A 12,481-nucleotide genomic window follows, 5' to 3' on the forward strand; every position below is an offset into this window, starting at 1 on the left:
TAATAACTGCGACAATGAAGAGAAGTAAACAAATCGCGAGAATAGGAAAAAACATGAATCTTCTGGAAAGTTAAAATGTAAAGGCACGCAACAGCAACTATTCACTTCCGCAAGAACAAACTAAAATAGTTTTACTTATTACTGATAACTCACCAATACACAAGAATGAAGGCAAGGAAAGCGAAAGAATTTGTCTTCAACGATCTCCTCTCGATGGAGAGCTATTGCATAAATCATTATTCAGATTATTATTCAAAATCAAATTTTTCATGCAATGTTACCCAACTAAGCAAAGGTGAGCTGGTTACTAGTTCGATTTGTGCGCCAATCAACGATGCGCACCTTGAAATTTTCAAATCAAATCAAACTATTTTGTATGAAGAAGAAGCCAACCAAAACTCTGTAGCCTTCTGCTGGATAAATAGTAACGGCGAACAAGCGCAAACCAATACTATCATCAGTGGTCATAAGATGATGGATCTAAGTATTGCAGGATTTAATCGATTAAACAAAACAGGAGGAAACGTATGGGATATCGTTGGCGCAAATACTCAGCTTTGCTGCATGAGTCTTAAGTGGGAAAAGGTGAAAGAAAAGATTAATCAAATGAATGCATACAATGCATTCGCTAAGCTTGAGGAATGTATTGGAATTGATTCAAATAGTTCAGCAAGCATTCAACTAAAGAGCCTATTTGAACGTCATTTTACAAAAGGATTACGCGAGTCAGAAGCTTTTTATGATTTAGCAATTGCAACATTAGAAGAACCGTGTGATCTAGAAATTCTGACTGAAAGATCAGACAAAACAGAGCTCATAGAAGATCTTGTTAAGCTACTTTATGAAGATAGAGAAGGAATGCCACCCCTAACAATTAGTGAGATCACAAAATATTTGAACACAGAAAAAGAGTCCCTAAGCATTGCATGTAGAACGAATTTTGATATGCCCATTCTCGATTTAATAAAAAGCATCAGACTAGAGCAAGTCAAGAAGTCATACCTCAATCCACACGTACCAAAAGGGCTGAAAAATTTCACAAAGAAGCAAAATGCTTTGTACTATGGATTTAAGAACTGGACAACATTTCAGAAATTTTACCATCAATCATTTCAAGAAAGCCCCGATGAGACTATTAATAAATCAAGCAAGGCCTCTGTATTGGTAACAGATCTATTTACGAGGCGTAGTTAATGAAATTAGAACTCTCTTATTCAGATCATCTCCAGCTCTCAGAATCTCTCAATGAGTTGGGACAGACAACCCGCATCACTCAACTTGAGCCGGGTGAGGGGAAATATACGATGTCGTTCAAACAATCTACTGGAATCGCTTTAGCTGAAATACAGTCAACACAACCACTTTTATATGAGGGCTGGGGAACAACTTGGTCGGTTGACTTCAATTGGATTACACCAACCTGCCATTTGAATGATCCTTTCGGCTATTGCGAGGGGTATGAAATGAAAGAAACTAGTCTTGGGGGATTCAATACTCTCAATACTTCACCAGGGAACTCATGGGGTAAATATTCAAATAATTGCTCATCTACAGCATGCATGCTTGATAAAAATATTTTGATGAAAATGCTTAAAGAATGCAATGCAGCACAAGCAATCGATAATCTCTCAAAAGCAAGAGGTCTCGATGTAAGTAGTGAGTCTTTGTATCAACTTAAGAAATTAACAAGGAAGGACTTGGTGAGAGGAATAATGAATCCGACAAAATATTATGACCTAATCGTTGCCTGCCTAGAAGGTGGCGATAAAAGAGGATATAGGAAGGGATTGACAAAAAACTATCGGTTGCTTGGCGAAATTGTGCAGCTTTCACATGACAGCCGCCGAATGAGCTCTCCAATGACACTTTCAGATGTATGTCAGTATCTAGATACTGGTCAAGCGTCTCTATACAGAGTTTGCCAAGATTACTTCGGCATGGGAATCATTGAAATGATGACGCAAATAAGACTTGAAGAGGCTAGAAGAGCCTTGTTAATGTTCAAGCAAAATGAAAAGAATCATGCCCTAACCGTTCGTGATGTCGCTCTTGGCTACGGGTTTAAACACCAAGGACGGTTTTCAAGGAGATATTTCACTAGTTTTGGAGAACTTCCCAGTCAAACACTGGACAGAAGCCAAGAGCTTTGATGCCAGCTTTGCTGCTTGGGATTAGAGCACGTCTGAGAATGCATGCTTACCATTTTGCCACGAACGATTGAGAGAAAAGCGATGCGGCCCACCATATTGATCGCCCAACAAGGTTAAGCTTCGTAAAGCAGTATCCATTTCTTATCAAAGAAAGTAAAATAAGCGCATAATTCGCGAAAGCAACTGTTGACCAAGTGCATCATCCCTTTCTAAAGAAATAATGAAAAGAGTAACTTTTGAACTTAGTGATGAGCTCCACAAAAAGCTAAAACTTCTTTGTTATACAGAATCTGTATCGATTGGCCATATTTTAAGGCAATGCGTCTCCGACTTTTGTGATAAACATGATGCACATCTGATCGAACTAATCGACAAAAGGTCACACAAGTAGGTCGCGATATTTAAACCATTTTTGCCGAGATTTAAATAACTTTAGACAATTTCAGCCAAAAATAATCATTGCTTGTTAATTGCATTTGCTATGCATGTAAATCTGTCAAGAGTCTCAGTTCATATTGAGTAGCCACCACTGCACATCTATGATTCTTGCATAAATGCATATACGCAAGATGCATAGATGACCTATCAGGCCTACTTGATGCGCAAGAGAGCAAAAGAGCAAAACTACAATGAAGGCTTACAATGACTGCTTAGAGAAAATATTATATGTAGATTATCAAATGGAAAGATATCAATCAATTTATATTCGAATGATCCTATAAATTAAAGATGGCTGAGCGATTTGATGTTCTTGTCCAGGGAATAAGTGAGCAAGATGCACTCTCCCTATTAATGGCTCAGACCTCAACTGTTCCAAGACCTGCAGATCGATATTTTGCAGCAACTCGACTTGGATTGAGCAAGACCAACGAATCTCTAGACGCACTATTAACGGCAACAAATAACCTCAAAATTGATGAATTATATGATCGAATAACACGTAGAAAAGCTATTGAATCCTTGGGACGAAGAAAGGATAAACGGGCAATTCCAGCCTTAACAAATGTTCTGACCTGTACAGATACAGAGGCTGTTATAAACGCAATTTATGCCCTTGTACGCATCGATTGGGATCCAAGTGAAGAGAACAAAGATCTACTCTTATCGCTTTTGAATGGAGAATGTACGTTGGTTCGAGCAGTGATTCAGGCCCATACAAGACTCAACATCAAACATTTAAAAGCCGAAAAATTGATTGCTGAGCTTTGTGATCATGAACAAGCCTTGATTGCAGGTGCAGCACGAGCTTATCAAGCAAAACTTTATGGAAAAACTGAACTTTTAAATCCACTTGAAACCCAGTTACTCGATACCACTGCAGGAAAACGACGTTCGGCAGTGATCGATTTAGGCGATGCTATAGACCCGAATCGAATCAAGAGCTTGGTGGATGCACCGATCTCGATGTCGCTAAGAGCGAATAGTTGTTTTCAGATTATTGATGACCGAAATCAACTACAGCAGAAACATGTCATCTCACAACTTGAGGTTCTTTTAACTGATAATCCGAAACATCTAAAGATCAGACCCGAATGGCAATGCAAACCTACTCCTGAAGAGATCGAACGATGCCTTAGCCATCGAGATGAAGCGATTCAATATGGAGCTGCACTAAGCCTGATGAATCTTAATTCAGAGGATTGCCTGAAAATTATTAACAGCATGGAAGAAAGACTCTGGTCAGACTATGTGACACACTATTACCTCACTTGCATTGTAGGACTAAGACAATTCTCTGAGAAAAGTTACTTAGTAAAATCTGCTCTTGCAGAGACCACTCCGCAATACACGAAGTCGAGGGTTGCAGCAGCCTGGGCTTGCTTGAAACTCGATCTTTATGATCAATTAGACCTTCTTTACCAGTTATCAAGTTCCGCATACTGGAAGCCACTGCGATGGTCTTGCCAACAAGTGTTTGCCCGAATGATTGATAAGCAACAGTCTCAAATAGAACTCTAGATTTTTAATAGTTAATTAGCGAACATTATTGTCTTGGGATGAATCTACGCAGACTCGACAAGACCTTTTGACGCATCTGTTCCGAACGAAATTGGCAACTGTCGTATGCCGGACAGCTCCACAACCGTTGCCCCCCCCCAACGGGGCTCCGCAGAACTCAAGCCGGCAGCTCTAAGCACCGATACAAATGATCAATGGCGTTGTGGCGATGACGCTGCATGGGGCTAAGGCCGATCATCCCCAACCAAAAACGTCCATTCCCCTGACACACCAATACGGGCTTTGCCGCCCCTTTGCCATGGGCCTGCAGCAACGACATACAGAGCTTTTCGGCCACCTCGGCCCCCCTGGGGCGCTGGCGCAACCGGCGTAACAAGGGGTCGACCTGGGAGAACGACACAAAACTGGCTCGCTCGGAGTCGGTCACCAGGATCAAGCCATCGAGCCACTGCACGTCTTGCAGCAAATCCTCAATGTCGGACAACAAATTAGGGAGAGGAAAAGCCAAGAGGGACCCTCCTTCTTTATCTTTTCTTCAGCTTCTTTAGGTCGTTTTGATGGCTTAGCGCAAGCACTCCAAGCAAAGCTTCACGCGCGGAGTTTCAGGCGCGGAGCATCAGGCAGCCCATTTGCCCTCCAACCATGGGCTGATGCTGGACCTCCGAAAATCCAGCTTGACGGGCCAGCGCCTCCTGTTCATCACCCATCGGGAAGCGTTGCAAGCTCTTCTCGAGGTAGGCGTATTCAGCCCTTAAGCCCACTGAAGCGGCGATCGGAACCACAAGGCCTCGGAGGTAAAAGCGCTGAAACTGGGCTGCTGCCGAGCCAGGGAGCAAACGATTGAAATCGAGCACCGCAGCGCGACCGCCTGGTTTCAACACCCGGTGCATTTCCTTAAGACCAAGAGCGGGATCAGCCAGGTTTCGCAGGCCATAGGCCATTACCAAGCCATCGGCAGTCGCCGATGGCAATCCCGTCGCCAGGGCGTCACCTTGCTGAAATCTCACCGGTAACCATGGCTGACGCCGCTGACGCGCCTCAGCCCCTTGCAGTGGGGTGGCAGCGGCATCGACACCGATCACCATTCCGCCTGGACGCACGCAACGGGCAAGCTCCAGGGCCAAATCCCCAGTACCGCAGCACAAATCAAGCCAGTGCTCACCAGCGACGGGCTTTAGCGAACGCACCACTTGCCGCTTCCACTGCCGATGCAAACCCAAACTCAACACATCATTGAGACGGTCGTAGCGAGGAGCGACAGCATCAAAAAGCTGCTCAACAGCAGCAGCATCTCCAGGTTTCATGGTCGAATTTTGAGACCACGAGCCAATAAATCGGCCTTGATTTGCTCCACTGTGAGAACACCGTCATGCAGCAACGACGCCAACAATGCTGCTGAGGCATGCCCACCCTCAGGCCCGGTTTCCAACGCCGCCGCGATGTGGTCCAGACAGCCAGCCCCCCCAGAAGCAATCACCGGCACTGAAACGGCAGCTGCCACAGCCCGGGTGAGCTGGAGGTCATATCCGGCTTGTGTTCCATCTCCATCCATCGAGGTGAGCAAGATTTCGCCTGCGCCTAACTCGGTGACCTGTTGTGCCCAGCGAACGACATCTAAACCGGTGTTTTCTCGCCCGCCTTTGACGTAAACGTCCCAGCCATCCGTGCCGCTGTTACGACGCCGCGCATCAATCGCCACAACAATGCATTGACGACCAAAACGCTGCGCTCCTTCCCGCACCAACTCTGGCCGCCCCACGGCGGAGGAGTTCAGGCTCACTTTGTCGGCCCCGGCCCGCAGTAATTCGGTAATGCCTTCAACCGAAGAAATTCCCCCTCCCACGGTGAAGGGGATCGTCACCGACTCGGCGGTGCGTCGCACCAAATCCACAAGCGTTGCTCGTCCTTCGTGGCTCGCGGCGATGTCGAGAAACACCAATTCGTCGGCGCCAGCATGGCTGTAACGACAGGCCAGCTCCACCGGATCGCCGGCATCGCGGAGGCCTACGAAGTTGATGCCCTTCACCACCCGGCCACGGGCAACATCGAGGCAAGGAATAAGACGCAGGGCAACCATGGTTCTGAGCGCAAAAGCGACTGTTAAGGTTGCGCCACTCTCCAAGCCTCGCAGGCCATGTCCCAGGCTGCATCGATCACCATCGGATCCAAAATCCGAATTTCCCGCGTTCGGGATCGGATTCCCCAAAATTTGGTGGATCTACTCAAGAAAGACCCCACTGGAACCGTGAAGGAGTTCCGGACCGTTGACGGCAAAGGAATTGGCGTGGTGGTTGACCTGAGCGACGGCTCCACCAGCTGGTTCTTTGAAGACGAAATCACCGCTGCCTGAGTTCGGATTCTGTGAGCGACGCACGTCAGCTGCTGGGCATGAAAGGTGCCTCAGGCACCACCAATATTTGGAAGCTGCGGTTGCAGCTGATGAAACCAGTCACCTGGATTCCCTTGATTTGGGGGGTAATTTGCGGAGCAGCAGCCAGCGGTAACTACCACTGGCAGTCGGATCACGTGCTGGCGGCATTCGCTTGCATGCTGATGAGTGGTCCGCTGCTGGCTGGGTTCACCCAGACCATCAACGACTACTACGACAGAGAGATCGACGCGATCAATGAGCCGTACCGGCCCATTCCCTCTGGAGCAATTTCCCTAGGGCAGGTGAAACTTCAAATCTGGATCCTGCTGCTGGCTGGCCTCGGTGTGTCCTATGGGCTCGATGTGTGGGCCCAACACACCACACCCGTGGTGTTCCTGCTGGCGCTGGGTGGCTCCTTTGTGAGCTTTATCTACTCAGCCCCTCCCCTGAAGCTGAAGCAGAACGGTTGGCTCGGGAACTATGCCCTCGGCGCGAGCTACATCGCGTTGCCATGGTGGGCCGGCCAAGCCTTATTTGGGCAGCTCACCTGGACGACAGCATTGCTCACCCTGGCCTACAGCTTGGCGGGACTGGGAATCGCGGTAGTGAACGATTTCAAAAGCGTTGAGGGCGACCGTGCCCTTGGACTTCAATCTCTTCCTGTGGTGTTTGGCATCAAACGTGCCAGTTGGATCAGTGCAGGAATGATCGATATTTTCCAACTCGCGATGGTCGGGGTATTGATTGCCATTGGCCAGCATTTCGCAGCTGTTCTTCTGGTGCTGTTAATCATTCCCCAGATCACATTTCAGGACATCTGGCTGTTGACTGACCCCGTTGAATTTGATGTGAAATATCAAGCCAGTGCTCAGCCTTTCTTAGTTCTTGGCATGTTGGTAACGGCTTTAGCTGTTGGCCACAGTTCTCTGACCCAGGTGATGTGAATCGCACCCGTCTCCATTGGGCCCTTATCGCAGGAACAGCAGCGGCTGTTGGCGTCGGCGCAGCCCTAGGAACCCGTGCGGTCACGCAACTGGTTGATTCGACGCTTCCCGATGCACGGGGAATCGCCAGTTTTAATCGACCCGGAACCATCACGCTGCTCTCGTCCCAGGGCAAGATCATCCAGAAATTGGGTCCTGCGACTCGAGAAAAGATCAAGCCGGGCGCCATGCCGCCATTGGTTCAAAACGCTTTTATCGCTGCGGAAGACCGCCGGTTCTTTCAGCACGATGGCGTCGACGCTTGGGGCATTGCACGGGCGGCGGTCACCAACGTGCGACAGGGTGCCGTGCGTGAGGGGGCGAGCACGATTACCCAACAATTGGCTCGGATCGTTTTTCTGAGCCAAGACCGCACCATTACGCGCAAACTGAAGGAAGCCGCTCTGGCACTGAAGCTTGAGCGGCAACTCAGTAAGCAACAAATCCTCGAGCAATATCTGAACTACGTGTATCTGGGCTCCGGTGCCTACGGCGTTTCAGATGCAGCATGGATTTACTTCTCAAAAACCACCGATCAACTAACGGTTGCTGAGGCTGCATTGATCGCGGGGCTCCCACCCGCTCCGTCGATCTATTCACCCTTGGTGAATCCAGATTTAGCCCGAAAGCAGCGGGCTTTAGTGCTTGATCGCATGGCCCAGTCGGGAGCGATTAGCCGCGTGGAAGCGGAACGAGCAAGCGCCTCTCCCCTCGCTCTGAAGCCGGCCACACCCAAGTATTTCAACAGCTCCGCTCCGTACTTCACCACCTGGGTGGCTCAGGAATTACCCAAGCTGGTGACCCCAGAACAACTGGAAGTGGGCGGGATCAAGGTGAGAACCAGCTTGAACCTTGACTGGCAAATAAAAGCTCGCGATGTGATCCTCAAAAACGCCCCGTTCGATACCGAGGGCGTCATGGTGTCGATCGAACCGGGCACCGGACTTGTTCGCGTGATGGTGGGAGGGCGCGACTTTTACGAGAGTCAGTTCAACCGAGCCACCTTGGCGTTGCGCTCGCCGGGCTCCACTTTCAAGCTGTTCCCCTACGCCACAGCCATCGACCTGGGCGTTAAACCGGAAACCATTGTTCTCGATAAGAAGCGCTGCTGGAATGGATATTGCCCGAAAAATTTTGGCAATAAGTATTACGGGAAGGTGTCGCTTGCGAATGCGCTGAAGAACTCCCTCAACACCGTGGCTGTGCAATTACAAGACATCGTGGGGTTCGACGCCATCATCGAAACCGCCAACAAATTTGAGATCGGCACCCAACGCCCCCTCGGCAAGTACTACCCGATGGCGATTGGTGCCTATGAGCAAACCGTGTTGGATATGGCCGCGGCCTATGCCGGTGTTGCCAACCGTGGCGTCTTCGTTAAACCCAGTCCCTTTGAAGAAATCCGAGGGCCGGAAGGCAACATTCTCTGGAGCCGTCGGGTGGATGGAGACCGGGGACGGCGGGCTCTCGACAGTGATGTTGCCGATGCGATGAATTGGATGTTCCAGCGCGTGGTAACTGGAGGAACCGGCATCGCAGCAAAAATGGATGATCGTCAGGTGGCCGGCAAAACAGGCACCTCAGAGGGTGCACGGGATCTGTGGTTCATCGGTTCCATCCCCCAACTCACCACCGCCGTTTGGTTCGGCTATGACGACAACCGTGAAACCAAAAGCAACAGCGGCGAGGCGGCATGGGCTTGGAAACAATTCATGCTTCAAATCGAAGCGGAAGTCCCCGTTCAGGAATTTCCGCCAAAGCCTGAGCTGAATCGTCCATGGCGAGTGCCTGGCAGGAAGAAACCGAAGAAAACCGACAAAAAGGCTGCCTACCTCGGCTATGAGCACGAGAAAGAATCTCCGGAACAGCTCGACGCCCCAGCTGGGAGTGCATTTCCATCAACAGGCATGCCATTCCCTCCGGAGTTTGCACCGCCTGCACCGGTTCCATCCCCGAGAGAGAGCCAAGCACCTGCTGCAAGCCCACAACGAAATTGGATGAAGCCACGCATTCAGGAGCGGCGCTGGACCCGCTGAAGAACGGCGGCATAAAAGCCATCACCACCTTCTTCCGCATCCGGCCAACGTTGTTGTTCCCGCTCCAAGGTCAACTCAGAACAACGGCTGAGAAGGTTGGCCACTTGTTGGGCGTTTTCAGCTGGATGCATCGTGCAAGTGGCATACACCAAGCGTCCACCAGGAGCCAATAAAGGAACGAGGCCGTCTAACAACGCCTGTTGCTGCGGGAGCAATTCTTGAATGGCTTTCGGTGTCATCCGCCATCGCGCATCGGGATGGCGGGCCAAGGTGCCCAACCCCGAGCACGGTGCATCGATCAGGATCGATTGAAAGGTTTCATTCCACTCGGGGCGCTCTCTCGAGAGCTGCGCCGCATCAGCGGCCAAAGCCTGAATCGAACCCAGTCCAAGCCTCGCCGCATTCACTGCCACCCGTTTGAGACGCCCCGCAGAGCGGTCAATGGCCCAGATTTCACCCACATCACCCATGAGCTCCGCCAGGTGTGTGGCCTTACCGCCGGGAGCTGCACAAGCATCCAAAACTCGGTCCCCAGGCTTGGGCTCCAGCAGTGGAGCCACCCACTGAGCCGCGCGGTCTTGAACACACCAATGTCCCTCCACATACCCCGGCCAATTCCGCAGATCACCGCTGTGGCCCAACACTTGCAATCCATCCGCGCAGCCTGAAATCGGACGGGTTTCAATTCCTGCCTCCGCTAAATCACGTCCCACCTGCTCGGGCGTCGAACGCAACCGATTGATACGCAGATCAAGATCCGGCACGTAATTACAAGCGGCGGCCACAGCTGCGGCCCCCTCTTGCCCCCGCCATTGGATCAACGATGCAGCCAACCAATCGGGCAATGAAGTCTGCTGAGCCAACCGAATCGCTGGATCGGCGGACAACTCCAGCATTTCGCCCGCTTCATGGGCCCGCAGCACCCCCCGAAGGAGGCCATTCACCACCGGTGCCAAACGACCAAGACCACTCACTTTGGCCAGTTCCACCGTGGTGTTCACCGCTGCCGCGGATGGAATCCGCTCCATCAACAGCAGTTGATAGAGCCCCACATGCAGCAACCAACGCAACTTTGGTGGTTGCTTCGAGGCAGGCACCTTGCCCATTCGATCGAGCCAGCCATCCAAAACACGACGCTGACGAATCGCTCCGTAGGCCAGCTCCGTAGCCAAGCCTCGATCAGGCCCCCGCAGCGGATGGTCCCGCAGGCAGCGTTCCAGCGCCACATCCGCATAGGCCCCAGCTGCAACCGCTTGCAACACCTTCCATGCCAGCTGGCGTGGCGCAATTCCGATGCTCGAAGGGGTGGTCAAGGGCTATTGGCTTGATGCACCAGAGATAGCGACTGGACGCCAAAGAAACCGCTTCAAAGGCAAACGTCCCTCCTGATCCACTGGAATTCCCTCCGTGATTAGCAAGTGTCGTTGCATCCAATCGCTGCCTTCACGGCTCGGGCTCATCGAGATTTGCCCTTTGGCATTCACCACACGATGCCAAGGAACATCCGTTGGCAATTGCAGCCGGCGCAGCGCCCAACCCACCTGCCGTGCGCAACCCCAAGCACCGATCAGATCAGCGATCTGACCGTAGGTGGCAAGTCGACCATGGGGAATTTGCTCCACAACGGACCAAACGCGTTGATCGAAGGTTGGTTGAACCAAGGGTGGAGCCAAGGATTGATCACCTTTTGGCATTGGCCATTGATGTCTTGAAACTATGGGGTGATGCTTTCAATGGAACAGCCTGGGACGTACGGTTTAGCCAGGGATCCATCAACACGGATCACGACATTCTTTGACGATCAACTCTGTCGATGCCCCTGCTGCCTCGTCGGTTTGAACGACTCAAGTCCGTCTTGAACCACCGCATGGCGGATCTCACCGTGCTGCTCGAGCACGTGGAGAAGCCCCATAACCTTTCGGCCATCCTGCGTAGCTGCGATGCCGTTGGAGCCCTGGAGGCCCATGCGGTGAGTTTCTCGGGACGGCCGCGCACCTACAACAGCACTGCCCAAGGGAGCCAAAAGTGGGTGCCGTTGAACGATCATCCCGACATCGAAACGGCAATCAAGGTTCTGAAGGCCAAGGGATTCCGCTTGTATGGCACCCATCTCGGTACGAATGCCAAGGACTATCGGGACTGCGATTTCACCGGGCCGACCGCCTTCGTGCTGGGAGCAGAAAAATGGGGCCTAAGCGATCAAGCTCGTGATCTGATGGATGAAGCCCTGTTCATTCCGATGCGCGGGATGGTGCAGTCCCTGAACGTGTCCGTCGCCACGGCCACGCTGCTATTCGAATCCTTGCGCCAACGACAAGCGGCGGGGGTGGCCCCAAGTCATGGGGAAGGGCTAACAGCCGAGCACTACCAACAACTGCTGGTCGAATGGTCGTACCCCGAGGTGGCGGCATGGTGCCGTGAGCAGAACAGGCCCTATCCAGGCCTCAATGAACAAGGGGAACTGATGGAAGAGTTGCCGCGCACGGTGAAGCTGCGCTGCTGAAACTTCATCAAATCTTGTTTCCCACACATCCTTGAGCCATAACTCCATCAGTTGCTTTGTCAGGGATGGATCACAAACAGATGCATCAGTACGCGGTGACATATCACTGCGGCAAGGACTGGGGCGAGGAAATGGTCCAATCCGTGGATCTTGGCCATGCCGTGGAGGCAGCCCATGCGATCTTCCCGAGTTCCTGCAGGATCTCCATCCGGGAAGTGAAAACCAAAACCCAGGGCTAGTTCGTCCTGATTCAGGAGGGGGGGCGACGCGCTTTCGGCAAGAAAAAGGCGATTAACAAAGCCACCCCCTCCAAGAGCACACTGCGATTGAGCAGCACTACAAGCATCACGGCGGTGACGGCGATGATCTTCTCGAGAAGACCGATCACATCGTCGGAGTTGTCACGGGCGATCAGCCAAAGCAGAACAGCAGCCGTAAGGAACAGAGCGCTGACTCCCCAAGACATCAGAACTCCTCAG

General features: G+C 51.4%; 14 protein-coding genes. 8 read left to right on the forward strand and 6 right to left on the reverse strand.

The window, feature by feature from the left end:
- Positions 1–165: 165 nt before the first annotated feature.
- The 3 genes from SYNCC9902_RS07910 (at position 166) to SYNCC9902_RS07920 (ending at position 4,109) form a co-directional block, all read left to right on the forward strand.
- Positions 166–1,194 (forward strand): AraC family transcriptional regulator, encoded by a 1,029-nt coding sequence (locus tag SYNCC9902_RS07910; RefSeq protein ID WP_011360342.1) that lies wholly within the window; start codon positions 166–168, stop codon positions 1,192–1,194.
- Positions 1,194–2,150: a helix-turn-helix domain-containing protein gene (locus tag SYNCC9902_RS07915; RefSeq protein WP_011360343.1), complete on the forward strand. Its 957-nt coding sequence runs from the start codon at positions 1,194–1,196 to the stop codon at positions 2,148–2,150. Before SYNCC9902_RS07910 ends, SYNCC9902_RS07915 begins: the two co-directional genes overlap by 1 nt.
- Positions 2,151–2,879: 729 nt before the next feature.
- The gene (locus SYNCC9902_RS07920) at positions 2,880–4,109 is read left to right on the forward strand and encodes a HEAT repeat domain-containing protein (protein ID WP_011360344.1); all 1,230 of its coding nucleotides are present in this window, start codon (positions 2,880–2,882) and stop codon (positions 4,107–4,109) included.
- Positions 4,110–4,266: 157 nt separating this feature from the next.
- Here the strand turns inward: SYNCC9902_RS07920 and SYNCC9902_RS07925 are convergent, their stop codons facing one another.
- The 3 genes from SYNCC9902_RS07925 to hisF form a co-directional block, all read right to left on the reverse strand.
- Positions 4,267–4,617, reverse strand: coding sequence for a hypothetical protein (locus SYNCC9902_RS07925; RefSeq protein WP_011360345.1), 351 nt, complete (start codon positions 4,615–4,617; stop codon positions 4,267–4,269).
- A 94-nt stretch (positions 4,618–4,711) separates the two neighbouring features.
- A complete protein-coding gene (gene ubiE / locus SYNCC9902_RS07930) occupies positions 4,712–5,413 on the reverse strand; it encodes a bifunctional demethylmenaquinone methyltransferase/2-methoxy-6-polyprenyl-1,4-benzoquinol methylase UbiE (RefSeq protein ID WP_011360346.1) in 702 nt (233 codons plus the stop codon).
- On the reverse strand, positions 5,410–6,186 hold the full coding sequence (hisF, locus tag SYNCC9902_RS07935) for an imidazole glycerol phosphate synthase subunit HisF (RefSeq protein ID WP_011360347.1): 777 nt from the start codon (positions 6,184–6,186) through the stop codon (positions 5,410–5,412). The genes ubiE and hisF overlap by 4 nt, the downstream gene beginning before the upstream one ends.
- A gap of 57 nt (positions 6,187–6,243) precedes the next feature.
- Between hisF and SYNCC9902_RS07940 the strand changes: the two genes are divergently transcribed.
- From SYNCC9902_RS07940 to SYNCC9902_RS07950, 3 genes are read left to right on the forward strand one after another with little or no spacing between them, the layout of a single operon-like run.
- Positions 6,244–6,459: a cytochrome b6f subunit PetP gene (locus SYNCC9902_RS07940; RefSeq protein ID WP_009789358.1), complete on the forward strand. Its 216-nt coding sequence runs from the start codon at positions 6,244–6,246 to the stop codon at positions 6,457–6,459.
- 11 nt (positions 6,460–6,470) lie between these two features.
- Positions 6,471–7,424 (forward strand): chlorophyll synthase ChlG, encoded by a 954-nt coding sequence (chlG, locus tag SYNCC9902_RS07945; RefSeq protein WP_011360348.1) that lies wholly within the window; start codon positions 6,471–6,473, stop codon positions 7,422–7,424.
- The gene (locus tag SYNCC9902_RS07950) at positions 7,421–9,499 is read left to right on the forward strand and encodes a transglycosylase domain-containing protein (RefSeq protein WP_011360349.1); all 2,079 of its coding nucleotides are present in this window, start codon (positions 7,421–7,423) and stop codon (positions 9,497–9,499) included. The genes chlG and SYNCC9902_RS07950 overlap by 4 nt, the downstream gene beginning before the upstream one ends.
- Here the strand turns inward: SYNCC9902_RS07950 and SYNCC9902_RS07955 are convergent.
- The gene (locus SYNCC9902_RS07955; protein ID WP_011360350.1) at positions 9,475–10,812 is read right to left on the reverse strand and encodes a 16S rRNA (cytosine(967)-C(5))-methyltransferase; all 1,338 of its coding nucleotides are present in this window, start codon (positions 10,810–10,812) and stop codon (positions 9,475–9,477) included. The two genes, SYNCC9902_RS07950 and SYNCC9902_RS07955, sit on opposite strands and share 25 nt — an antisense overlap.
- 3 nt (positions 10,813–10,815) lie before the next feature.
- On the reverse strand, positions 10,816–11,193 hold the full coding sequence (locus SYNCC9902_RS07960; RefSeq protein ID WP_049749446.1) for an MGMT family protein: 378 nt from the start codon (positions 11,191–11,193) through the stop codon (positions 10,816–10,818).
- Positions 11,194–11,312: 119 nt separating this feature from the next.
- On the opposite strand from SYNCC9902_RS07960, the gene trmH reads away from it, so the two are divergent.
- Positions 11,313–12,002: a tRNA (guanosine(18)-2'-O)-methyltransferase TrmH gene (gene trmH, locus SYNCC9902_RS07965; RefSeq protein WP_011360352.1), complete on the forward strand. Its 690-nt coding sequence runs from the start codon at positions 11,313–11,315 to the stop codon at positions 12,000–12,002.
- A 65-nt stretch (positions 12,003–12,067) separates the two neighbouring features.
- Positions 12,068–12,241: a hypothetical protein gene (locus SYNCC9902_RS12740; RefSeq protein ID WP_198001732.1), complete on the forward strand. Its 174-nt coding sequence runs from the start codon at positions 12,068–12,070 to the stop codon at positions 12,239–12,241.
- A gap of 11 nt (positions 12,242–12,252) precedes the next feature.
- Here the strand turns inward: SYNCC9902_RS12740 and SYNCC9902_RS07970 are convergent, their stop codons facing one another.
- Positions 12,253–12,468 carry a hypothetical protein gene (locus SYNCC9902_RS07970; protein WP_011360353.1) on the reverse strand — a complete coding sequence of 72 codons (216 nt, stop codon included), beginning with the start codon at positions 12,466–12,468 and terminating at the stop codon, positions 12,253–12,255.
- Between the last annotated feature and the right edge of the window lie 13 nt (positions 12,469–12,481).

It is taken from the genome of Synechococcus sp. CC9902 (genome assembly GCF_000012505.1).
Classification (GTDB): Bacteria; Cyanobacteriota; Cyanobacteriia; order PCC-6307; family Cyanobiaceae; genus Parasynechococcus.